This is a genomic window from Comamonas sp. F1-6, assembly GCF_039581415.1.
Classification (GTDB): Bacteria; Pseudomonadota; Gammaproteobacteria; order Burkholderiales; family Burkholderiaceae_C; genus Comamonas; species Comamonas thiooxydans.
Genome location: NZ_JBCPWN010000027.1, coordinates 42,171 through 64,451, shown reverse-complemented (window position 1 = coordinate 64,451; position 22,281 = coordinate 42,171). Strand labels below are relative to the sequence as shown.

Annotated in this window: 19 protein-coding genes; 14 read left to right on the top strand and 5 right to left on the bottom strand. The window is 63.2% G+C overall.

Going from position 1 to position 22,281, the window contains the following annotated elements:
- The first annotated feature begins 57 nt into the window (after positions 1-57).
- Positions 58-804: a 16S rRNA pseudouridine(516) synthase gene (locus AAIL66_RS21440; RefSeq protein WP_034378344.1), complete on the top strand. Its 747-nt coding sequence runs from the start codon at positions 58-60 to the stop codon at positions 802-804.
- 65 nt (positions 805-869) lie between these two features.
- On the opposite strand, the gene AAIL66_RS21435 is transcribed toward AAIL66_RS21440, so the two are convergent.
- From AAIL66_RS21435 to AAIL66_RS21415, 5 genes are all read right to left on the bottom strand, one after another.
- Entirely contained in the window at positions 870-1,682 is an 813-nt protein-coding gene (locus AAIL66_RS21435; RefSeq protein ID WP_343497714.1) for a DNA/RNA non-specific endonuclease, read from the bottom strand.
- A 296-nt stretch (positions 1,683-1,978) separates the two neighbouring features.
- On the bottom strand, positions 1,979-2,746 hold the full coding sequence (locus AAIL66_RS21430) for a hypothetical protein (RefSeq protein ID WP_034357930.1): 768 nt from the start codon (positions 2,744-2,746) through the stop codon (positions 1,979-1,981).
- 12 nt (positions 2,747-2,758) lie between these two features.
- Positions 2,759-3,196 carry an RNA-binding S4 domain-containing protein gene (locus tag AAIL66_RS21425; protein WP_034357932.1) on the bottom strand — a complete coding sequence of 146 codons (438 nt, stop codon included), beginning with the start codon at positions 3,194-3,196 and terminating at the stop codon, positions 2,759-2,761.
- A 32-nt stretch (positions 3,197-3,228) separates the two neighbouring features.
- The gene (locus tag AAIL66_RS21420) at positions 3,229-4,704 is read right to left on the bottom strand and encodes a sensor histidine kinase (protein ID WP_034357934.1); all 1,476 of its coding nucleotides are present in this window, start codon (positions 4,702-4,704) and stop codon (positions 3,229-3,231) included.
- Entirely contained in the window at positions 4,701-5,402 is a 702-nt protein-coding gene (locus AAIL66_RS21415; protein WP_034357937.1) for a response regulator, read from the bottom strand. Before AAIL66_RS21415 ends, AAIL66_RS21420 begins: the two co-directional genes overlap by 4 nt.
- A 135-nt stretch (positions 5,403-5,537) precedes the next feature.
- On the opposite strand from AAIL66_RS21415, the gene AAIL66_RS21410 reads away from it, so the two are divergent.
- From AAIL66_RS21410 to AAIL66_RS21350, 13 genes are all read left to right on the top strand, one after another.
- Complete coding sequence (locus AAIL66_RS21410; protein ID WP_343497713.1) at positions 5,538-6,503, top strand: tripartite tricarboxylate transporter substrate-binding protein; 966 nt, start codon at positions 5,538-5,540, stop codon at positions 6,501-6,503.
- Positions 6,504-6,745: 242 nt separating this feature from the next.
- On the top strand, positions 6,746-7,339 hold the full coding sequence (locus tag AAIL66_RS21405; RefSeq protein ID WP_003068813.1) for a tripartite tricarboxylate transporter TctB family protein: 594 nt from the start codon (positions 6,746-6,748) through the stop codon (positions 7,337-7,339).
- Positions 7,339-8,856, top strand: a complete 1,518-nt coding sequence (locus AAIL66_RS21400) for a tripartite tricarboxylate transporter permease (RefSeq protein ID WP_003068815.1) — start codon at positions 7,339-7,341, stop codon at positions 8,854-8,856. The genes AAIL66_RS21405 and AAIL66_RS21400 overlap by 1 nt, the downstream gene beginning before the upstream one ends.
- 188 nt (positions 8,857-9,044) lie before the next feature.
- A complete protein-coding gene (locus AAIL66_RS21395; RefSeq protein WP_046462610.1) occupies positions 9,045-10,559 on the top strand; it encodes a sigma-54-dependent Fis family transcriptional regulator in 1,515 nt (504 codons plus the stop codon).
- Between the two features lie 85 nt (positions 10,560-10,644).
- Positions 10,645-12,633 (top strand): acetoacetate--CoA ligase, encoded by a 1,989-nt coding sequence (locus AAIL66_RS21390; RefSeq protein WP_343497712.1) that lies wholly within the window; start codon positions 10,645-10,647, stop codon positions 12,631-12,633.
- A gap of 47 nt (positions 12,634-12,680) precedes the next feature.
- Entirely contained in the window at positions 12,681-13,562 is an 882-nt protein-coding gene (locus AAIL66_RS21385) for an amidohydrolase family protein (RefSeq protein WP_034357944.1), read from the top strand.
- Between the two features lie 257 nt (positions 13,563-13,819).
- Positions 13,820-15,007 carry a substrate-binding domain-containing protein gene (locus AAIL66_RS21380; protein ID WP_034357945.1) on the top strand — a complete coding sequence of 396 codons (1,188 nt, stop codon included), beginning with the start codon at positions 13,820-13,822 and terminating at the stop codon, positions 15,005-15,007.
- 212 nt (positions 15,008-15,219) lie between these two features.
- Positions 15,220-16,050, top strand: a complete 831-nt coding sequence (locus tag AAIL66_RS21375) for an ABC transporter ATP-binding protein (RefSeq protein WP_034357948.1) — start codon at positions 15,220-15,222, stop codon at positions 16,048-16,050.
- The gene (locus tag AAIL66_RS21370; RefSeq protein WP_343497711.1) at positions 16,047-16,772 is read left to right on the top strand and encodes an ABC transporter ATP-binding protein; all 726 of its coding nucleotides are present in this window, start codon (positions 16,047-16,049) and stop codon (positions 16,770-16,772) included. Before AAIL66_RS21375 ends, AAIL66_RS21370 begins: the two co-directional genes overlap by 4 nt.
- A gap of 91 nt (positions 16,773-16,863) precedes the next feature.
- A complete protein-coding gene (locus AAIL66_RS21365) occupies positions 16,864-17,847 on the top strand; it encodes a branched-chain amino acid ABC transporter permease (RefSeq protein WP_034357952.1) in 984 nt (327 codons plus the stop codon).
- A 156-nt stretch (positions 17,848-18,003) separates the two neighbouring features.
- A complete protein-coding gene (locus AAIL66_RS21360) occupies positions 18,004-19,074 on the top strand; it encodes a branched-chain amino acid ABC transporter permease (protein ID WP_343497710.1) in 1,071 nt (356 codons plus the stop codon).
- A gap of 57 nt (positions 19,075-19,131) precedes the next feature.
- A complete protein-coding gene (locus tag AAIL66_RS21355) occupies positions 19,132-21,270 on the top strand; it encodes a D-(-)-3-hydroxybutyrate oligomer hydrolase (RefSeq protein WP_343497709.1) in 2,139 nt (712 codons plus the stop codon).
- Between the two features lie 92 nt (positions 21,271-21,362).
- Entirely contained in the window at positions 21,363-22,271 is a 909-nt protein-coding gene (locus tag AAIL66_RS21350; RefSeq protein WP_343497708.1) for an alpha/beta hydrolase, read from the top strand.
- The last annotated feature ends 10 nt before the right edge of the window (positions 22,272-22,281 follow it).

Genomic DNA, 22,281 nt, shown 5'->3' with positions numbered 1-22,281 from the left:
TGATTAATCGGTATTCTTGATATTGCTTGCGCAGTAGTGGACATGGAAAGGATGAGCATGCAGCTGCAGGACATGTTGTATTCACAAGGCTTTGGCATTCGCCGTGTCTGCTCCGGCTTGGTGCAGCAAGGCTGGGTGGAGCTGTGGAACCCGCAGACTTCTGACTGGGAGAAGGTCCTGGATTCCACCCAGCAGGTGGATCCCGAAGGTCTGCGCTTCAAGGTGCAAGGCGTGGAGTGGGAGTATCACGAGCTGGGTTATGTGCTGCTGAACAAGCCTGCTGGCACCGAATGCTCGCAAAAGCCATCGGCCTATCCCAGCATCTACACCTTGCTGCCAGCTCCGCTGCGTCAACGACCCAACAAAGGGGCGGTGCAAGGTGTTCAGGCGGTGGGGCGCCTGGATCAGGATACGACGGGCATGCTGCTGCTCAGCGACGATGGCCAGTTCATCCACCGCATGTCGTCGCCCAAAAAGCATGTCTCCAAGGTTTATCGGGTGACTTGCAAGCATCCGGTGGATGCCAAGCAGATACAGCGGCTGCTGGATGGTGTCGTACTCGATGATGATCCCAAGCCCGTCAAGGCTGCGGCCTGCGAGCAGGTTGACAGCCATGTGCTGGATCTGACGCTGACCGAGGGCAAGTATCACCAGGTCAAGCGCATGATTGCGGCCGTGAGCAATCGGGTCGAAGGTCTGCATCGCAGAAGAATCGGTGGCCTGGAGTTGCCGGCAGAGCTGGAGCCAGGCCAATGGCGCTGGCTGACGGCGGATGAGCTGGAATTGTTCAAGCCGGGCAAGTAAGACAGAGAACCATAAAAGGCCTGCTGGCTTGCGCCAGCAGGCTTTTTGATTGGGGACACGGTAAATCAGTGTCTCTGCGCAGGAAGCATGGACGTCTGCTGGAGCTTGCCCGAGGCTTGCAGCGCAGCGCCGGGCAGGAATTCGATGCCGGTGCGGCGCACCAGCTCCGCGTAGCTGATGGGCTCGGTGACACGGGCCGCATCATCATTGGCCTGCCAGTGCGCCCAGGCACGCTGGCTCTGAGCGTCATAAACCAGCTTGTAGAGAAAGCTGGGCACACGCACCTGGTTGTGGCCGACGGAGGCTGCATTGGTATCAAAGACCGGGCCGGTGATGATGTAGACATCGCCCTGAGCCCGTTGCACATAGCTGCGCGTGTCTTTTTCGATGCGAGTCCAGGGGCCGCCGTTCTGCTTGATGGACTGGGGCACCATATTGGCCAGCGAGAAGCTCTGGGCCATGGCCTGTGCGCTCGGCATGTCGCCAGCGGGAGCCATGTGGCCGCGTGAGTAGCCGGAGCGCTTGTAGTCGTCCAGCTCGGCGCGTTCATCGCGGGGCAGGCGGGCATCGCTGTAGAACTTGTTGGTGCGTTTTTCGTCGGCATCGGCGACCAGGGCCTTGTTCAGACGTTGAGCAACGAAGACGGGCGTCTTGCTCTGGCCGCTGTGCAGCACGGCAAACGCGTCATAGCACAGCGCACGCAGCTTGGGCTGATCGCTGAGCACGGGGGGCTTGCCATTGGCAAAGAACTGCGGGCATTGCTCAAAGCCCTGGGTGCTGCGCGTGGGATTCTTGACCTGGATGAGCGATGCTGGGCCGACCGCTGCCGAGGGTGCAGGCATCCGGGCGGAGCAGGCCACGCTGCCGATGGCCAGCATTGCGATGCCGGCATGGCGCAGCCATAGCGGGGAGCGTGAGGAGAAAGAGGAGAGCGATGCTGAAAAAGCGGAAGACATGCGCGAAGAAGGCCGAGGGAGATGAAAAGAGTGCCAGCAGCCCAGGCGCAAGAGCGAGTCTGGCCGTCATCGAGGAGGAGTGATTGCTACTAGAATAAGAGCTGCTTGCGCAAGCTTTGAAAGCTTTTCAAGGTGAAAGTTTCCTGAAAAGCTTTGTAATAAAGCGCTAAATGCTCATATTTTATTAGGGGTGGACTTTGCCACAGTCCTGTCCCTGCTTACGTCGCCAAGCTTCGGATCCCTGAGGGCGTTCCATGCATGATCAGGATCTGCAGCGCGGCTTGGGTTTGCAGATGCAGCTGTTTGAGCGCCTCGTCTTTCTGGGGCGGCAAAATGTACTGGCCCTGTGCGTTCCTGGCATAGGGCTTGCCCAGAATGTCGGCCATGTCGATCTGGTAGTAGCTGCGGTCGCCATACGGCCGCTTGCCGTCGATATAGGGCAAGGGCCAGATCGCCTGGCCGTCTTCCTCCTCGGCCAAGACATAAGGCAGGTCATCGGTACCGACTTCTCGCCACAGGGCGGCATGCAGCAGCGTCAGGTGTTCGGGACGAAAGTCGAAGCTGCTGTCTGGCGCCTGACCTGAGAAGTCGGGCGGCAAGGCATAGCGACCGGGCGCCAAGGTGGCGGTGGCCACAAACTGCGGCAGCCAAAGGCAGACCTCGGCCAGGAGCCTGGTGGCCAGAGCAGGATCGTGATTGCGCAGCACCTGCTGGGCCGTGTCGAGGGTGGACAGATCGCCGCCGAAGGGCTGCACGGGATCGAAGCCGGGTGCCCCAGACTCTACGGGCATCCACTGCACCCGCAGCAGGCGCATCAGCTGCAGATGCTGGGCGCTTAGCGGCGGCAGCGCCTGGCTGAAGACCATCTGGATCACGGCTCGACGTTCGGTACTGCCCTGACGCTTGCGCAGCCACGACCAGCTCAAGGCGCCGGTTGCCGCAACTGCCAGGGTGGAGAGTGTGGAGATCAGCAGCCTGCGCTTCATGGGCGAAGGCTTTCAGTCATCGATGGAAGCGCTCCAGCGGTCGCCCCAGCCGCTGTTGTGCTGCACGCGGTCGATTTCGCGGCGGTCACGCTTGGTGGGGCGGCCGGTGTGCTGGGCCGCCAGTGCTTCGGCGGGCTCAGGTGCCAGACGGCGCTGCTCGGCCAGCTGTTCGCGCTGGGCAATGCTTTGCGCCGTTTCCTCGTATAGCTGTTGGGCCACGGGTGCCGGGCCGCGCATGCCGCTCAGCCCGCGCACTATGACTTCCCTGGGAATATTGCCCTGGCGCAGGTGGATGTGGTCGCCCGGGCGGATTTCACGCGAGGCCTTGGCATTGGCGTTGTTGACCGTGACCCGGCCTTTGCCAATCTCCTCCACAGCCAGGCTGCGGGTCTTGTAGAACCGCGCGCACCACAGCCATTTGTCCAGACGCATGGATTCAGTTTCACTCATATCGGTATTTTGCGGCGTGAAGGGATGGCGATTCAAGTCAGAGCAGTATCCATGTCCTGGGCATCGCCATTGTGCAGGGGCAGCTGAATCAGCGCCTGCAGGCCACGCACGCGGCCGAGTTCGTCGTGCAGGTTGCGCAGCTCGATCTGGCCGCCCAGGGTCTGCACGATCTCCTGGCAGATGGCCAGGCCCAGGCCCGAGCCGCTGCGCGTGTTGCCCGCCGAAAAGGGCTGGAACAGTCGCTGGGCCAGTTCATCGTCGATGCCGCTGCCGCTGTCTTCGATACTCAGCTGCGCCATGCCGTCGTGCGCGCGCACATCGATCTGCAGACTTCCGTGCCTGGGGGTGTGGCGTATGGCGTTGTGCAGCAGGTTGCGGGTCAGCTCGCGCAGCATCCATTCATGGGCGGCCACGCAGCAGGCCTGGGTTTCGATGCCGAAGTCCATGTCGTGATCGGCAATCAGCGGCGACAGCTCCAGCGCCACGTCGCGCACGATATCGTCGAGCTGGGCGAGCATGGCGCTGCTCTGGTTGCTGTCTTCCTGGCGTAGCTGCTCGACCTTGGCCAGGGCCAGCATCTGATTGGCGACGCGGGTGGCGCGGTCCACCGTGTCGTCAATCTCGGCAAAGGCCTGGGCCGGAGGAATATCGCCGCGCTTGGCTGACTGAACCTGAACCTTGAGCACGGCCAGCGGCGTGCGCAGCTGGTGCGAGGCGTCGCGCACAAAGCGCTTCTGATTGCTCAGCAGGCCTTGCAGGCGCTGCATGGTCTGGTTGGTGGCTTCCAGCAGGGGCTGGACTTCGCGCGGGACCTCGGGCGCAGCCAGCGGACTCAGATCCCCCTGGGCACGGCCCTGCAGATCCTGGCTGAGCTGGCGTATGGGCTGGGTGGCGCGCTGCACCACGATGATCACGATCAGGGCGACGACCAGCACCAGCAAGGCTTGACGAATCAAGGTGTCACGCAGAATCTGCAAGGCCAGGGATTCGCGCAGTTCCAGGGTTTCGGCCACCTGGATCACGGCCATGCCGCGTCCGTTGGCACTGGCAACCGGCTGCAGCAGCACGGCCACGCGCACGGGGTGGCCGCGAAACTCGTCGTCGTAGAAGTCCACCAGCGCCGCATAGGGCGGGCGCTGCGGAATCCTGCCGTTCCAGACTGGCAGTTCCTCGAAGCCGGAGATCAACTGTCCGTCCAGCGTGGAGACGCGGTAGAACATGCGGCTCTGGTTGTCAGCCTCGAAAATTTCCAGTGCCGAATAGGGAACGATGGCGCGCAACTGTGCCTGATCGTCGTATCCCGTGACGCCGATTTGCTCGCTGATGCTTTTGGCCGAGGCCAGCAGGGTTCTGTCGTAAGCCGTGTGCAGCGATGCCAGGGTTTGCTGATAGAGGCTCCAGGCGTTGAGGGCAATCAGCGCCAGCACAGGCAGCAAGATGCCGGTGAGCAGCAGGCGCCGCAGTGACCAGGCCGTCTTGAGCCGCGCTTTGGCACCAGCCGCTGTCATGCGGCCGCCTCGGCCTTGACCAGATAGCCCAGTCCGCGCAGCGTGACCAGTTGCACGCCGGTGCCGCCCAGCTTTTTGCGCAGCCGGTAAGCCACGACTTCCACGGCCTCGTATTGCACATCGACCTCGCCGGGGAAGACCAGACTGAACAGCCGCTCCTTGGTGACCGCATGGCCGGGGCGGGCCAGCAGCGCATGCATCATGGACAGCTCGCGCGGGGTCAGCTCCAGGACCTTGTCGTCGAGATAAATGGCGCCGCTTTCCTTTTCATAGCGCAATGCGCCCAGGGTGATAACTTCAGAGGCCGATCTGGGTGTGAAGCTATCCTGGCTGCGGCGCAGCAGGGCGCGCAGGCGTGCTTCCAGTTCGTCGAGGTCAAAGGGCTTGGCCAGATAGTCGTCGGCACCGGCGTTCAGCCCCATGACGCGGTCGCCCACGGTGCCACGTGCCGTCAGTATCAGTACCGGTGTGCGCAGGCCCAGGGCCCGGGCGCGCTCCAGCACCTGCAGGCCGTCGAGGCCGGGCAGGCTCAGGTCCAGCACCACGGCATCGGGTTCGCGGGTCTGCCAGTGAGCAAGGGCACTGGGGCCGTCGGCCGCCACATCCACATGCAGCCCGCGGCGCATCAGGGTGCGCTGCAGCGTGGTGCGCATGGCGGAATCATCTTCAACAAGCAGTAATTGCATGGAGCCGAACATAGCACTGCGCTGCGAATGCGAAGACAAGTCGTGAAACTACCGGGCTTGCTTAAGGGATAGCCCTAGGTGATTGGACAGCCGTTTGACAGGCAGGCTGTCCATGATTGCATTCACCAACTACATAAGGAGTACATCATGCGTCGTGATACGTTTCTGAAGTCTCTGGCAGCCCTGGCGGCGGCCGGTGCTTTGCCCCTGTCGGCCCAGGCAGCGGCAGCCATCAAGATGATGCTGCCCGCCAACCCTGGTGGCGGCTGGGACACGACAGGCCGTGCCCTGGGCAAGGCCTTGCAGGACGCAGGTGTAGCTTCTTCCGTCACCTATGACAACAAGGGTGGCGCTGCCGGCGCCATCGGTCTGGCCCAGTTCGTCAACGGTAGCAAGGGCGATCCCAATGCCATGATGGTCATGGGCGCCGTGATGCTGGGCGGCATCATTACCGGCAAGCCTCCCGTCAACCTGAGCCAGGCCACGCCTCTGGCGCGCCTGACTAGCGAGTACAACGTGTTTGTGCTGCCCGCCAATTCGCCCTACAAGAATATGGCGGAAGTGGTGGCCCAGCTCAAGAAGGACCCTGGATCCATCAAGTGGGGCGGTGGCTCGCGCGGCTCCACCGAACATATTGCGGCGGCCATGATCGCCCGTGAAGTGGGTGTGGACCCAGCCAAGATCAACTACGTGGCTTTCCGTGGGGGCGGCGAGGCCATCTCCGCCATTCTGGGCGGCAACGTCACCGTGGGCGGCAGCGGCTTCAGCGAGTTTGCGGAATACATCGCAACCGGCAAGATGAAGCCCATCGGCGTGACTTCGGCTCAACGCCTCAAGGGTTCGGCCTCCAGCATTCCCACGCTCAAGGAGCAGGGCATCAATGTGGAAATCGGCAACTGGCGCGGTGTGTATGGCGCGCCCGGCATTTCCAAGGCCCAGCGCGACGAACTGGTCGCCCAGATCGAAAAAGCCACCAAGAGCAAGGCCTGGGCCGAAGCGCTGCAGAAGAACGACTGGACACCTGCCTGGCTGGGCGGCGATGCCTTTGGCAAGTTCGTGGATGACGAGTTCGCCAGCCTGCGCGCTACCATGGCCAAGTCCGGCATGATCTGATGATCACCAGGCCGCTGCGTTCTGCAGCGGCCTCTGGCGCGTGAACACGCTCCAGGGACATGGTACAGGGCTGGCGACTTCAGCCCTGATCGCGTTGTGTCCTGCTGTTTTCCCCCGCACTGATTGATGGCCTGCCCCTGACGGCGCAAGCCAGGGTTTGTGCAACCCCATGATGCCGTGAGAGCTACTGGCAAGTTTGCTCTGACGGGTTCCGAAAACCATTGAAATCAAACACATTCATCATGTCTGATTCATTCCAAGATCTGGCCCGGGCAGCGGAGGCCGCACAGGTTTCGGCCTATGCAGACCCCGATGAGCCGCAAAGCCCCAATGTACCGTCCAAAAGAGCGCAAACCATTGTCGGTTCTGGCGTGTTGCTGGTCGCTGTTGGCCTGGCTGTCGGCGCACTGCAGATTCCTTCCGATTCGGGCTACGGCGGCGTCGGCCCAAACTTTCTGCCCTGGCTGTGCGCCATCGTGCTGGCCGTTTGCGGTGCGTTGCTGATCTGGGAAGCTCGGAGCGGCGGCTTTCGCCATGCGGCGGATCCTGGCGGCCATGCCAAGGCCGATATATTGTCTTTTGTCTGGGTTTCTGCAGGTCTGCTGATCAATGCGGCTTTGATTGGAACCGTTGGCTTTATCTTCAGTTGCACGATTTGCTATGTCTTGGCCGTGCAAGGCCTGCGCCGCGCCGCGCATCAGCCTCAGGCCTCTGAAATCGGTACCTGGGTGAAGGATGTGATCACTGGCTTGCTGATTTCAGCGCCCGTTTTCTGGATGTTTACTCAGTTCCTGGCAATCAATCTGCCTGGCTTGACTCAGACGGGGTGGCTGTAATGGATATCTTCAATGCTTTGATGGCAGGCTTTGCCACCGCCATCACGCCCGTCAATCTGTTGTGGGCCCTGGTGGGCTGTGCCTTGGGTACGGCTGTGGGCGTGCTGCCCGGTATCGGCCCGGCCGTGGCAGTGGCCATGCTGCTGCCCATCACCGCCAAGGTGGATGTGACGGCATCCATGATCTTTTTTGCCGGCATCTACTACGGTGCCATGTATGGCGGCTCGACCACCTCGATTCTGCTGAACACGCCCGGCGAGACGGCGTCCATGGTCACGGCCATGGAGGGCAACAAGATGGCCAAGAGCGGCCGAGCGGGCGCGGCGCTGGCAACCGCCGCCATCGGCTCGTTTGTCGCGGGGACCTTTGCCACCGTGGTGGTGACCCTGTTCGCTCCCTATGTCGCCGACTTTGCCGTGAAGCTGGGCCCGCCCGAGTACTTCATGCTGATGGTGCTGGCCTTCACCACCGTGAGCGCCGTGCTGGGCCAAAGCTCGCTGCGCGGCATGACGGCGCTGTTTGTCGGCCTGGCTGCAGGCTGCATCGGCATGGATCAGATCTCCGGTGCCGCGCGCTATACCGGCGGCAAGATGGAACTGCTGGACGGCATCGACATCGTGCTGGTGGCCGTGGGTCTGTTTGCCGTGGCCGAAGTGCTGTATGCCGCCATGTATGAAGGCAAGGTCGAGGAGTCGCAGAACAAGCTGACCCGTGTGCACATGACCAAGCGTGACTGGAAGCGTTCCTGGCCCGCCTGGATGCGCGGCACGCTGCTGGGTACACCGTTTGGCTGCATTCCCGCTGGCGGCACCGAGATCCCGACCTTTCTGAGCTACGCGACCGAGAAGAAGCTGGCCAAGGGCGAAGACAAGGCCGAGTTCGGCGGCAAGGGCGCCATCGAAGGCGTGGCCGGTCCGGAGGCTGCGAACAATGCCACCGTGACCGCAGCCCTGATTCCGCTGCTGACGCTCGGTATTCCCACCAGCAACACCACGGCCGTGCTGCTGGGTGCCTTCCAGAACTACGGTATCAACCCCGGCCCCCAGCTGTTCACCAGCTCGGCGGCCCTGGTCTGGGCGCTGATTGCCTCGCTGTACATCGGCAACGTGATGCTGCTGGTGCTCAACCTGCCCATGGTGGGTCTGTGGGTCAAGCTGTTGAAGATTCCGCGTCCCCAGCTGTATGCCGGCATCTTGATCTTTGCAACGGTCGGTGCCTACGGCATGCGCCAGAGCGCGTTCGACCTGTTCCTGCTCTACGGCATTGGCTTGCTCGGTGTGATCATGCGCCGCTTCGACTTCCCCACCGCTCCCGTGGTGGTGGGCATGATACTCGGCCCCTTGGCGGAAGCGCAGATGCGCAATGCCGTGTCGATCGGCGAAGGCAGCTGGTGGATCTTCCTGCAGCGTCCCATGTCGCTGACGCTGATCATCATCGTGCTGGCCGTACTGATCATTCCCCGTGTGCTCAAGCGCCTGTCGGAGGCCAAGCAGGCCCGGGAGGCAAGCGCCGCCTGAGTCCCGTTTCCTAGCCTGCTGCGGGTGCTGTACGCATGGAGCCCGTTGCATTCATATCCCCTGTTCGGTGAGCTGGACAGGGGATTTTTTTATGGAGGCCGGCTAATGCATTGCTTTGAATGCGCTAGCTGGAGGTCTGTGCCGATGGTTTTGGGGCAATGTCGCCCTACCATGGCGCAATGATGGAAATGAGCCAACGGCTACCCAACGATTTCGCTTGCGAGCTGCCCGACGATGCCGACGGCATCTATGCATTGGCGGCACGGTCCATGTTTCAGCTGTTCTCGTCAATGAGCCAGGGCATGTTTCTGGTCGACAGAAGCGGGCGCATTGTCTGGGTCAACAAAGGCTACGAGCGTTTTTTGCCACGCCTGGGAGTAGCCGGTGTGGGCGATTTTCTCGGGCATAAGGTGGAGGAGGTCATCCCCAACACGCAGATGCGCAGCGTGCTGGAGACCGGCAAGCCGGTCCTGATCGATCTACTGACCAATAGCGCCGGAACCTTTGTCGTCAGCCGCCTGCCGCTGCATGACGATGAAGGTGGCGTGATCGGTGCCATCGGCATTGTGCTGTTCGATCAGCCCGAGACGACCTTGCAGCCGCTGATCAGCAAGTTTGCGATGCTGCAGCGCGATCTCGATGAAGCGCGGCGCGAGCTGGCTGCCCAGCGCAGCCGCAGCCTGCAGGCGTCCGTACAGGGTTCGCGCCGCAGCAAATACAGCTTTGCCAGCTTTGTGGGCAGCAGCCCGGCTGCGGTCGAGGTCAAGCGCCAGGCGCGGCGGGCGGCCCAGTCCATGAGCCCGGTGCTGCTGCTGGGCGAGACCGGTACCGGCAAGGAGGTGCTGGCCCATGCCATCCATGCCGCATCGGCGCGGTCTGCTGGTCCTTTTGTGAGCGTCAATATCGCGGCCATTCCCGAAACGCTGCTGGAGGCCGAATTCTTCGGCGTGGCTCCGGGCGCATTCACCGGAGCCGACCGCAAGACGCGCGATGGCAAGTTCAAGCTCGCCGATGGCGGCACCCTGTTTCTCGACGAAATCGGCGACATGCCCGCCAGTCTGCAGGCCAAGCTGCTGCGGGCCTTGCAGGAGGGAGAGATCGAGCCGCTGGGCTCCAACCAGATCGTGCATTTCGATGTACGCGTGGTGGCCGCCACCTCTCGGGATCTGCTGCAGATGGTGCGCGACGGGCGCTTCCGGGAAGACCTGTTCTACCGGCTGCATGTGCTGCCCGTGCGCGTGCCGCCGCTGCGCGAGCGCAGCAGCGATATCCCAGCCCTGGTGGAAATGCTCTGCGAGGACCTGGCGCTGCGCAACGACATGGTTCCGCCGGAGCTGGGAAAGGGGGCGCTGGAATTGCTGGTCGCACAGGCCTGGCGCGGCAATATTCGCGAGCTGCGCAATGTGCTGGAGCAAGCAGCCATGCGCTGCGATGACTCGCACATTGATGCCGGCCTGCTGGCACAGGTGCTGCGCTCGTCCGGGGTAGAGCTGCAGGTTCCGCATCGGCAGCCCTTGGCGCAGGAACCCGTGGCTGCGGCAGGCGATTTGCTCAAGCCGCTTGCCGAGCAAATGGCCGAGCTCGAAGCCCGTGCGATAAGGGCCGCGATGCAGGCCCATGGAGGCAACAAGCTGGCCGTTGCAAGGACGCTCGGCATATCGCGCGCCAAGCTCTACGACCGGCTCGAGAAGCTGAATTTCTGAGCCATGCTAGGGATTGCCCTTGGTGGGTAGGACTTGGTTTGTTTTTATAGTTATAAAAAATATCTAATTTGAGTCCGGAGACAGCATGGCATTGGTACAAGGGCAGGAGTTGTGGAGGCCCACGCAGAAGCAGCAGGAGCAAAGCGGCCTGTGGCATTACATGGACTGGCTGCGCGACAGCCGTGGCCGTGACTTCTCCGACTATGAAGCGCTGTGGCAATGGTCGGCGACGGATATCGAAGGCTTTTGGCGCTCCGTCTGGGACTATTTCGACATTCAGGCCGATGGTGACCCGACGCAGGTGCTGGCCGGCCGCAAGATGCCGGGTGCCGAGTGGTTTCCCGAAACCCGGCTCAACTATGCCGAACACATCTTCCGCCAGGCCAGCGACCAGCGTCCGGCCATCATTGCGCGCTGCGAGGGCCAGACCCCAGTCGAAGTCTCCTGGCAGCAGCTGCAGCGCGATGTGGGCGCCCTGGCGGCAAGCCTACGCGGTCTGGGCATAGTGCGTGGCGATCGCGTGGTGGCCTATCTGCCCAATGTGCCGCAGACCGTGGTGGCGTTTCTGGCCTGTGCCAGCATCGGCGCCATCTGGTCCAGTTGCGCGCCGGAGATGGGCGTATCCGTGGTGCTGGATCGCTTCCAGCAGATTGCGCCCAAGCTGATTTTCGCGACCGACAGCTATAGCTATGCCGGCAGGCAGTTCGATCGCCGTGAAGTGCTGGACGAGGTGCTCCAGGGTCTGCCCGATATTGCCCGGGTGATTCATGTGCCGGGGCCCTTGTTCGGCAGCGATGCCGAACACGCGGCCGTGCCTTGGCGTGACTGCATGAGTTGGGCCGATGCAACGTGCCACGCAGCGCCGCTGCAGTTTGAGCGCCTGCCGTTCTCCCATCCGCTGTGGGTGGTGTACTCGTCGGGAACCACCGGCCTGCCCAAGGCCATGGTGCACAGTCATGGCGGCATCGTGCTCACCCATCTCAAAACCAATCGCCTGCAGCACGACGTGTTGCCCGGCGATCGTTTCATGTTCCTGGGCAGCACGGGCTGGATTGTCTGGAACCTGATGATAGGCAGCCTGCTGGCCGGCGCGACCGTGGTCCTGTCCGACGGCAACCCAACGGCGCCGAGCGACGATGCGCTCTGGGACTTCATCGACCAATACCAGGTCAGCATCTTCGGTTGCGGTGCGGCCTTCCTCACCAAGAGCATGAAGGATGGCATCTCGCCGAAGAGGGGGCGCCAGTTCGAGAAGCTGCGTGCCATCAACTCCACGGGCTCGCCGCTGCCTCTCGATGCCTATGCCTGGGTCTACGAGAACGTCAAAAGAGATCTGTGGCTGGCCTCGATCAGCGGCGGCACGGATATCGCCTCGGGCTTTGTGGCCTGCGCGCCCATACTGCCCGTCAACGCGGGCGAGATTCAGTGCCGCGAACTGGGCGTGGCCGCCCATGCCTTCAACGAACAGGGCCAGAGGGTGATCGCCGAAGTCGGCGAACTGGTGATTACCGAGCCCATGCCCTCCATGCCCGTGTTCTTCTGGAACGACGAGAGCGGGGCGCGCTACCACGACAGCTATTTCGACGTGTTTGCCGGCTGCTGGCGCCATGGTGACTGGATCGAGTTCAGCGAGCGCGGCACGGCCGTGATCTACGGACGCTCGGACAGCACCATCAACCGCTTCGGCATACGCATGGGCACGGCGGAGATCTACCGTGTCGTCGAGGAGCTCGACGCCGTCAAGGACAGCCTGGTGGTCGACCTTGAATATCTGGGTCGACCTTCCTTCATGCCGCTGTTCGTGACTCTGGCCGAAGGCCAGGCATTGACGGGCGAGCTGACCGCCCAGATCAAGAACGCCATCAAGACCAAGGCTTCGGCACGTCATGTGCCCAATGTGGTGGTTCAGGTGGCCGAGATTCCGCGCACCCTCACCGGCAAGAAGATGGAGGTGCCGGTGCGCAAGCTGCTGCTGGGCGCGGACGCGGCCAAGGTGGCCAGCCCCGATGCCATGGCCAATCCATCCAGCATTGATTTCTTCATTCAATTTCGAGAGCAGGTACCGCAGGCGTGACAGGCGCTTGAGGCTGATTTGACTCAATACCCAAAGCAGACCCACCCATGAACCATCAAGATCTGATCGCCATCGATTTCCACACCCATGCGGAAGTCAGCTGCCGCAATCCCTTTGACAGCTACGGCGAGGAGTACGACCGCGCGGCCGACAAATACTTCGGCAGCTCGCTGCGCCCGACGATCGCCGAAACCATTGCCTATTACCGCGAGCGCAAGATCGGTCTGGTGATGTTCACGGTGGACAGCGAGGCGCAATTGGGTCGCCGCCGCATCCCCAACGAAGAGATCGCCGATGCCGCGCGCGAGAACAGCGACATGATGGTGGCGTTCGCCAGCATCGACCCGCACAAGGGCAAGATGGGCGCGCGCGAGGCCGAGCGCCTGATCACCGAATGCGGCGTCAAGGGCTTCAAGTTCCATCCCACGGTGCAGGGCTTCCATCCCTATGACCGCATGGCCTGGCCCATCTACGAGGTCATCAACCACTACAAGCTGCCCGCCATCTTCCACACCGGCCACAGCGGCATCGGCAGCGGCATGAAGTGCGGCGGCGGTCTGCGCCTGGCCTACAGCAACCCCATGCTGCTGGACGACGTGGCCGTGGACTTCGGCGATATGCAGATCGTCATGGCCCATCCCAGCTTTCCCTGGCAGGACGAGGCGATCTCGGTGGCGCTGCACAAGCCCAATGTCTGGATCGATCTTTCGGGCTGGAGTCCCAAGTATTTCCCCAAGCAGCTGGTGCAGTACGCCAACACCCTGCTCAAGGACCGTGTGCTGTTCGGCAGCGACTTCCCGCTGATCACGCCCGAGCGCTGGATGAAGGACTTCGAGGTCGCCGGCTTCAAGCCCGAGGTCATGCCCGGCATTCTCAAGGACAACGCCGTGCGGCTGCTGGAGCTGGACAGAAAACGCGATGCCGCATGAAAGCCACAAGGATCACCCCGGTGATCCTTTTTTCATGGCGGATTGAGCAAAGCCAGAGACGAGCCCTAAGGCGGTTGTTGATTTGTATTGAAATCAGTCACTGTCTGAATTAAAGACATTTATTGCCTGATTTTCAGACGATATAGAGCTGCGTATGGCGGCTCCTCAGAGGAAAACCAGACTGGCACGAAGACTGCTGTCTGCACACCATAGAAAGACAAGCGGACACACCGCATCCATCCTCAAGGAGACAACACATGCACAAGCGCAGCCTGCTGCAGGCGGCCGTTCTGGCGGCCATGGTGGTTCATGTTCCCGGCGCCCTGGCGCAATCCGAAATCCGCATTGCCCATGTCTACAGCAAGACCGGACCGCTGGAGGCCTACGGCAAGCAGACCCAGGCCGGGCTGCTGATGGGGCTTGAATATGCCACGGGCGGCAGCATGACGGTGGCAGGCAAGAAGCTGGTGCTTATCGAAAAGGATGACCAGGGCAAGCCCGATCTGGGCAAGAGCCTGCTGGCCGCAGCCTATTCGGACGACAAGGCAGATCTGGCTGTCGGCCCCAGCGCGTCGGGCGTGGCGCTGGCCATGCTGCCCGTGGCCGAGGAGTACAAGAAGATCCTGATCGTCGAGCCCGCCGTGGCCGATTCCATCACCGGCGACAAGTGGAACAAGTACATCTTCCGCACCGGCCGCAACTCCAGCCAGGACGCGATCAGCAATGCCGTGGCCATCGACAGGCCCGGCGTGACGATTGCGACGCTGGCCCAGGACAATGCCTTCGGTCGCGACGGCGTCAAGGCCTTCAAGGAAGCGGTCAAGAAAGGCAAGCTGGTGCATGAGGAGTACCTGCCCGCCGCCACCACCGATTTCACGGCCGGGGCCCAGCGCCTGATCGACAGGCTCAAGGATGTTCCGGGCAGGAAGGTGATCTGGATTGTCTGGGCCGGTGCCGGCAACCCCTTCAAGATCGTCGACATGGACCTCAAGCGCTACGGCATCGAGATCGCCACGGGCGGCAACATACTGCCCGCCATGGCGGCCTACAAGAATCTGCCGGGCATGGAGGGCGCCACCTACTATTACTTCGGCATTCCCAAGAACCCGGTGAACGAAGCCATGGTCTCCATGAGTTACAAGCAGTTCAAGGCTCCGCCGGACTTCTTCACGGCGGGCGGTTTCTCGGCCGCCATGGCCATCGTCACGGCACTCAAGAAGACAGGCGGCGACACCAAGACCAACACCTTGATCAAGGCCATGGAAGGCATGAGCTTCGATACACCCAAGGGCGTCATGACCTTCCGCAAGGAAGATCACCAGGCCATGCAGAGCATGTACCACTTCAGGATCAAGAACGATCCGGCCATGGCCTGGGGCGTGCCCGAGCTGGTGCGCGAGATCAAGCCTGAAGAAATGAACGTTCCCGTCCGGAACGGACGGTAACCACCCCCTGAGTTACTTCGCCTAGGCGGCCCCGCGCCTTCCCCTAACCGGGCGTCCCCTCTCTCGTCGAGAGGGGAACGACGCCATCGCCGTGAGGCGGCTCTTGCTCGGCGTCTCTGACTTGGTCAGCGTGCGGGCAAGGTTCAGTTCACTTTTTGATAGCTGCATGCGCTTGTGTGTAAGGCGCTAGGGGCTGTATTTGCCTATTTCTCATGCTGACCACTGACAAGCTCACCGTCCGCTTTGGCGGTCATGTTGCGGTCAACGGCGTGACCTGCTCCTTCGAGCCGGGCACGCTGACGGCCATCGTCGGCCCCAATGGCGCGGGCAAGACCACTTACTTCAATCTGATCTCGGGGCAGTTGCGGGCCACGGAGGGCAGGGTGTCGTTGCAGGGGCGCGACCTTACGGGCCTGCCGCCTTCGGCGCGCACGCGTGCCGGCCTGGGGCGGGCCTTTCAGCTCACGAATCTGTTCCCGGCCCTGTCGGTGCTGGAGAACGTGCGCCTGGCCGTGCAGGCCACGCGCCAGGGCGCGCACCGGCGCGGCATGAATCTCTGGAGCATCTGGAGCGACCACCGCGCATTGCTGGCGCGCGCGCAGCAAATCCTGGAGCAGGTGGCGCTGTGGGCGCGGCGCGATGAGCCGGTTTCGGCCCTGCCGCATGGCGACCAGCGCAAGCTTGAGGTGGCGCTGCTCATGGCGCTGGAGCCGAAGGTCTATATGTTCGACGAGCCTACGGCGGGCATGAGCCATGACGAGGCGCCGGTGATTCTGGACCTGATACGCGAACTCAAGAAGGATCGCAGCAAGATCATTTTGCTGGTGGAGCACAAGATGGACGTGGTGCGCGAACTGGCCGACCGCATCATCGTGCTGACCAATGGCACGCTGGTGGCCGACGGCAAACCGGCCGAAGTCATTGCCTCGCCCGTGGTGCAGCAGGCATACCTGGGGCTGACGCCCCAGGATGCCGTTGGCGGCACTGACGCTCACCCCCATCCCGGCCTTCCCCCGTCAGGGGGAAGAGGAGAACAACCATGAGCGAGATACTGTTGGAGCTCCAGGGCGTGCACACCCATATAGGCGCCTATCACATCCTGCACGGCGTGGATTTGGCTGTGCCGCGCGGCGAGGTCACCATGCTGCTGGGCCGCAATGGCGCGGGCAAGACCACCATGCTGCGCACCATCATGGGCCTGTGGCAGGCCGGCCAGGGCTGCATCCGCTTTGGCCGGCAGGACATCACGCGCCTGGCCACGCCGGCGATTGCCCAGCTCAACATCGCCTATGTGCCTGAGAACATGGGCATTTTTGCCGACCTCACGGTCAAGGAAAACCTGCTGCTGGCTGCACGCTCGGCCTCGCATGCGGCGCGTATGGACCGCTCGCGCCTGGACTGGATCTACGAGCTGTTCCCGGCCGTGCAGAAATTCTGGGACCATCCGGCCGGCAAGCTCAGCGGCGGGCAAAAGCAGATGGTGGCCGTGGCGCGCGCCATCGTCGAGCCGCGCGATCTGCTCATCGTGGATGAACCCAGCAAAGGCCTGGCTCCGGCCATCATCAACAACATGATCGAGGCCTTCGCCCAGCTCAAGGCCAGCGGCGTGAGCATTTTGCTGGTCGAGCAGAACCTTGCCTTCGCCAAGCGCCTGGGCGACGGCGTGGCTGTAATGGACAACGGCCGTGTCGTGCACGCGGGCCGCATGGCCGATCTTGCGGCCGACGAGGAACTGCAGCAGTCGCTGCTGGGGCTGGCGCTATGAAGTCACAAGAGTCAAAGCAAAAAGCAGATCGAGCGCTTGCTGGTCAAGCGCAGGCCGCTATGGATATGAAAGTTCGCGCCGAGGTGAGGACATGATACGCAAGGACCTGGATTACAAGCCGCTGCTGCTGGTGCCGCTGCTGGCGCTTGCTACCTTGCCCCTGGTGGGCTCTCCCAGCACCTGGCTTACGCTGACGGTGGCTGGCCTGGCAATGGGCATGATCATCTTCATCATCGCCTCGGGGCTGACCCTGGTGTTCGGCCTCATGGACGTGCTCAACTTCGGCCATGGCGTGTTCATCGCGCTGGGCGCCTTCGTCGCCACCAGCGTGCTCGGTGCCATGGGCGACTGGACGGGCTCGGCGCAGCTGTGGCGCAACCTGGTGGCCGTGCTGCCGGCCATGGTCGTGGCCATGCTGGTGGCTGGGGCCCTGGGCCTGGCCTTCGAGCGCTTCATCGTGCGGCCCGTCTACGGCCAGCACCTCAAGCAGATTCTCATCACCATGGGCGGCATGATCATCGGCGAGGAGCTGATCAAGGTCATCTGGGGTCCGCAGCAGATTCCGCTGCCGCTGCCCGAAGCCATGAAGGGCGCCTGGCTGCTGGGCGATGCGGCCGTGGAGAAATACCGGGTCTTTGCCGTGCTGGTGGGCGCTGCCGTGTTTGCCGTGCTGGCCTTCATGTTGTCGCGCACCAAGATCGGCCTGCTGATCCGCGCCGGCGTGCAGGACCGCGAGATGGTCGAGTCCCTGGGCTACCGCGTGCGCCGATTGTTCGTGGCCGTGTTCGTCGCTGGCTCAGCCCTGGCCGGCCTGGGTGGGGTGATGTGGGGCCTGTACCAGCAGAACGTGGTGGCGCAGATGGGCGCCCAGGTCAATGTGCTGATCTTCATCGTCATCATCATCGGCGGCCTGGGCAGCACGGGCGGTGCGCTGATCGGTGCGCTGCTTGTGGGACTGATGGCCAACTACGCGGGCTTTCTGGTGCCCAAGGTGGCGCTGTTTTCCAATATCGCGCTCATGGTGGCCGTCCTGCTGTGGCGCCCCCAAGGCATCTATCCGGTCGCCAACAGATGAGATACCCCCTGAGTCGCTTCGCGCCTTCCCCCTGGAAGGAGGACGCCACCCTCGCTGCGGGGCGGCGCGGCCGGCCCAGGGCCTTGCTCGGTGGCAACTGGCTTGGTGCATGCCGGCTGCATATGTGGCGCCATGAAAGTTTGAAAGGCTAGTCTGATGCTCAACCGTTTGCTCTCCGGCGACATGCCGCGCAGCCGCGTGCTGGCCATGGTGTTGTTGCTGATCTTCGCGGGCCTGGCCCTGGCGCCGTTTCTCTTCCCCGGCGTCAAGGCGCTCAATGTGGCGGCCAAGGTGCTGATCTTCTTGGTGCTGGTGGCCAGCTTTGATCTGCTACTCGGCTATACCGGCATCGTCAGCTTTGCCCACACCATGTTTTTCGGCATAGGCGCTTATGGTGTGGCCATTGCCTCAGGCAGGCTGGGGCCGGGCTGGGGGGCGCTGGCCCTGGGACTGGGGGCGGCGCTGCTGGTGTCGCTGCTCTTGTCCCTGGCCATCGGCCTGTTCTCCCTGCGTGTGCGTGCCATCTTCTTTGCCATGATCACGCTGGCCGTGGCGGCTGCATTTCAGACCCTGGCGTCGCAGCTGTCGGACTGGACCGGGGGCGAGGACGGCCTGACCTTCAAGATGCCCGAATGGCTGTCACCCAGCTTCGAGCCTTTCGAGAACGATATCTTCGGCGTGACCATCGACGGCAAGATCCTCAGCTACTACCTGCTGTTTGCCGTGGCCGTGGCCCTGGTGCTGATGCTGCTGCGCATCGTCAATTCGCCGTTCGGCCGCGTGCTGCAAGCCATCCGCGAGAACGAATTCCGTGCAGAAGCCATTGGCTACCGCGTGGTGGTCTATCGAACCACCTCCAGCGTGCTGTCGGCCCTGTTCGCCTGCGTGGCTGGCGCCATGCTGGCCGTCTGGCTGCGCTACAACGGGCCCGATACCTCGCTCTCGTTCGAGATCATGATGGACTGTCTGCTCATTGTGGTGATCGGCGGCATGGGCACCATCTACGGCGCGGTGATCGGCTCCGTGGTATTCCTGATCGCCCAGAGCTATCTGCAGGATCTGCTGCGCATGGCCAGCGAGGCCAGTGCCAGTCTGCCTTGGCTGGCCGCGCTGCTGTCGCCCGACCGCTGGCTGCTGTGGCTGGGCCTGCTGTTCGTGCTTTCGGTCTATTACTTCCCCACGGGTGTCGTGGGGAGGCTGCGCGCGGCTGCGGCGCGCAAGCCCTGACATCTTTTACTGGCATCCCTTCTCTGACTGCTTTCACTACGACAGGAGACAAAGCCCATGCAGAAGACCTATGCGATTGCCTTGCCACCCGCGGCCCTTGCGGTGCTGGCGGCCGCCGTGCTGACCGCCTGCGGGGGCGGCGATGGAGGCGAGCTCAATGCCAAACCCGGTTACCTGGGCACGGTGCGGCAGCAGAGCTATGACGGCAGCAGCGATGACCTGCTGACCGCGGGCCTGGGCAAGAGCGGCCTGGCCGTGGCCACGGCGCCGGGCTTTGCCAGCGCGCTCCAACCCACGGCGGCCGAGCTGCGCCGCCTGGCCATCTACACCAATTACCGCGCCATGCTGGACATGACTGCGGCGGGCGGCTACGGCACGCTCTACGGCCCCAATGTGGATGCGCAGGGCCGGGTGACGGCCGGCGAAGGCAGGATTGCCGGCACCGAGTACATCGCGTTCTCGGACGACGGCACGGGCCGCAAGAACGTCACGCTCATGGTGCAGGTGCCGGACAGCTTCGATCCCAGGAAGGCCTGCATCATCACCGCCACGGCTTCGGGCTCGCGCGGCGTGTACGGCGCCATCACCACGGGCGAATGGGGGCTCAAGCGCGGCTGCGCGGTGGCCTATTCCGACAAGGGCACGGGCGCCGCTCCGCACGACCTCATGAACGACACCGTGCCGCTGATCGACGGCACGCGCAGCACGGCTGCCGCAGCGGGCAAGCAGGCTGCATTCAATGCGGGGCTCACGGCTGGCGAACTGGCCGTCTTCAACACTGCCACGCCCAACCGCTTTGCCTTCAAGCATGCGCACTCGGGCCAGAACCCAGAGAAGGACTGGGGACGTACCACGCTGCAGGCCGTGGAGTTCGCCTACTACGTGCTCAACGAGCGCTATGGGGACCGCAATATTCTGGGCGAACGCCTGCGGACGCTCAAGCCTAGCAACACCATCGTCATCGCGTCCAGCATCTCCAACGGCGGCGGCGCGGCGATTGCCGCCGCCGAGCAGGACTCGCAGGGGCTGATCAACGGCGTAGCCGTGTCCGAGCCTGCGGTGGAGTTGCCCGCCAGCCCCGGCGTGACCGTGCAGCGCGGCGGCACGGCACTGCCTGTGGTGGGCAAGACGCTGGTGGACTTCACGAGCTATGCCAACCTCTATCAATCCTGCGCCTCGCTGGCGGCATCGGTCAGCGGATCTCCCTATGCGGCTGCGTTTGCTGCGGGGTTTGCCAGCACGGCTCTGCCGATTGCGCCCAACCGCTGCGCGGCACTCAGGACTGCCGGCTTGCTGAATGCCACGACCACGGCGGCCCAGGCCGAAGAAGCTTTGCAGAAGCTGCGCGACTATGGCTGGGAGCCGGAGTCCAGCGAGCTGCACGCCTCGCTGGCCGCCTTTGAGGTGGCGCCCGCCGTGTCGGTCACTTTTGCCAACTCGCTCTCGCGCGCCAGCGTGAAGGACAACCTCTGCGGCTACAGCTATGCCGGTGCGACGGCTGCGGGCGCAGTGACGCCGTTGGCCCCAGAGGCGCTGGCCAGCATGTTCTCCACGGGCAACGGCGTGCCGCCATCGAGCGGCGTGCAGCTCATCAACAACAAGGGCAAGTTCGGTGCCGCGCGCGACTTCCTCTCCGTCTCGGTGAACTCGGGCCTGGCCGACTGGAACACGCCGGGTGCGCTATGCCTGCGCAATCTCGTCACGGGCAATGATGGCGCCGCCAGGGCGCTGCAGGCCGGTGTCGACGAGACAAGGCGCAACGGCAATCTGCAGGGCAAGCCGGCCATCATCGTCCATGGCCGCGCGGATGCGCTGCTGCCCGTGAACCACACGACGCGGCCCTATGTGGCGCTCAACCGGAAAGTGGAAGGCGCTGCCAGCAAGCTCAGCTATGTGGAGGTCACGAATGCCCAGCACTTCGACAGCTTCATCGGCCTGCCCACCGTGCTGCCGGGGTACGACACGCGTTACATCCCGCTGCATGTCTATCTGAACCGCGCGCTCGATGCCATGTATGACCACCTTGCCAATGGCAAGGCGCTGCCTCCGAGCCAGGTGGTGCGCACCGTGCCGCGTGGTGGCAACCCGGGCCAGGCACCGGCTATACAGCCAGCCAATCTGCCGCTGATTGCCGGCACGCCGGCAGCGGCCGACAGGATAGAGGTCAGTGCCGGAGTCATCCGCGTGCCGGACTGATACGCATGACCGGCCGGTGGCTACGGCTGCCGGCTGACTACCGAAGTTGATAGCTGATAGCGCTTATCACATATGCGCTGGAGGCCTTTTTGATGCTGAAACCTGCCATGCCCAACCACTGCGCTTCTGCGGCCATCGTGCCGGCATCCTGCTATGCGAACTGCGCTGGCTACGAGATTCATTACCTTGACTGGAAGCCGCAAGGCCCGACCAAGGCTACGGTGATCGCCTGGCATGGCCTGGCACGCACGGGGCGCGACATGGATGCACTGGCGCAGTTTCTTGCGGTGCAAGGCTATCGCGTCATCTGCCCGGATACGCTGGGCCGCGGCCTGAGCCAATGGAGCCGCAACCCGCGCGAGGAGTATCAGCTGCGCTTCTATGCCCGGCTGGCACGCGAGCTGATGGATGCGCTGGCGCTGCAGCAGGTGCACTGGGTGGGCACCAGCATGGGCGGAGCGATAGGCACGGTCTGTGCATCCGGCCTGTTCGAGCCGGATCTCAGGCAGCGCATTCTCACGCTCACGCTCAACGACAATGCGCCCGAACTGGCCGAGGCTGCGCTGGCCCGCATCAAGAGCTACGCGGGCCGGCCGCCGGTGTTCGACACCGTCGCCGAGCTGGAAGGTTTTTTCCGCGCGGCCTACAAGCCCTATGGCTGGCTCAGCGATTTCGAGTGGCGCAAGCTGACCGAGACCAGCACGCGTCGTTGCGATGACGGCCGCGTCACCCCGCATTACGATCCGCGCATGATCGAGCAGTTCACCGAGCATGACAACGACTATCTGCTCTGGGATCACTATGACGTGCTGCAACTGCCCGTGCTGTTGCTGCGCGGCGTGGAGTCCGATCTGGTGCTCAAGCCGGTGGCCGAGCAGATGCTGCAGCGTGGCCCCGGTGCCCGAGGTCTGCTGACCTGGCTGGAAGTGCCGGATTGCGGCCATGCGCCGGCGCTCAATGTGAGCACGCATTTCGAGGCCGTTCTGTCCCATCTGCACTAGGCTTGACGCG

Excerpts from the sequence above, each read along its gene's own strand:
- AAIL66_RS21440 (WP_034378344.1), top strand. The coding sequence starts at position 58 with ATGCAGCTGCAGGACATGTTGTATTCACAAGGCTTTGGCATTCGCCGT.
- AAIL66_RS21435 (WP_343497714.1), bottom strand. The coding sequence starts at position 1,682 with ATGCTGGCCATCGGCAGCGTGGCCTGCTCCGCCCGGATGCCTGCACCC.
- AAIL66_RS21430 (WP_034357930.1), bottom strand. The coding sequence starts at position 2,746 with ATGAAGCGCAGGCTGCTGATCTCCACACTCTCCACCCTGGCAGTTGCG.
- AAIL66_RS21425 (WP_034357932.1), bottom strand. The coding sequence starts at position 3,196 with ATGAGTGAAACTGAATCCATGCGTCTGGACAAATGGCTGTGGTGCGCG.
- AAIL66_RS21420 (WP_034357934.1), bottom strand. The coding sequence starts at position 4,704 with ATGACAGCGGCTGGTGCCAAAGCGCGGCTCAAGACGGCCTGGTCACTG.
- AAIL66_RS21415 (WP_034357937.1), bottom strand. The coding sequence starts at position 5,402 with ATGTTCGGCTCCATGCAATTACTGCTTGTTGAAGATGATTCCGCCATG.
- AAIL66_RS21410 (WP_343497713.1), top strand. The coding sequence starts at position 5,538 with ATGCGTCGTGATACGTTTCTGAAGTCTCTGGCAGCCCTGGCGGCGGCC.
- AAIL66_RS21405 (WP_003068813.1), top strand. The coding sequence starts at position 6,746 with ATGTCTGATTCATTCCAAGATCTGGCCCGGGCAGCGGAGGCCGCACAG.
- AAIL66_RS21400 (WP_003068815.1), top strand. The coding sequence starts at position 7,339 with ATGGATATCTTCAATGCTTTGATGGCAGGCTTTGCCACCGCCATCACG.
- AAIL66_RS21395 (WP_046462610.1), top strand. The coding sequence starts at position 9,045 with ATGAGCCAACGGCTACCCAACGATTTCGCTTGCGAGCTGCCCGACGAT.
- AAIL66_RS21390 (WP_343497712.1), top strand. The coding sequence starts at position 10,645 with ATGGCATTGGTACAAGGGCAGGAGTTGTGGAGGCCCACGCAGAAGCAG.
- AAIL66_RS21385 (WP_034357944.1), top strand. The coding sequence starts at position 12,681 with ATGAACCATCAAGATCTGATCGCCATCGATTTCCACACCCATGCGGAA.
- AAIL66_RS21380 (WP_034357945.1), top strand. The coding sequence starts at position 13,820 with ATGCACAAGCGCAGCCTGCTGCAGGCGGCCGTTCTGGCGGCCATGGTG.
- AAIL66_RS21375 (WP_034357948.1), top strand. The coding sequence starts at position 15,220 with ATGCTGACCACTGACAAGCTCACCGTCCGCTTTGGCGGTCATGTTGCG.
- AAIL66_RS21370 (WP_343497711.1), top strand. The coding sequence starts at position 16,047 with ATGAGCGAGATACTGTTGGAGCTCCAGGGCGTGCACACCCATATAGGC.
- AAIL66_RS21365 (WP_034357952.1), top strand. The coding sequence starts at position 16,864 with ATGATACGCAAGGACCTGGATTACAAGCCGCTGCTGCTGGTGCCGCTG.
- AAIL66_RS21360 (WP_343497710.1), top strand. The coding sequence starts at position 18,004 with ATGCTCAACCGTTTGCTCTCCGGCGACATGCCGCGCAGCCGCGTGCTG.
- AAIL66_RS21355 (WP_343497709.1), top strand. The coding sequence starts at position 19,132 with ATGCAGAAGACCTATGCGATTGCCTTGCCACCCGCGGCCCTTGCGGTG.
- AAIL66_RS21350 (WP_343497708.1), top strand. The coding sequence starts at position 21,363 with ATGCTGAAACCTGCCATGCCCAACCACTGCGCTTCTGCGGCCATCGTG.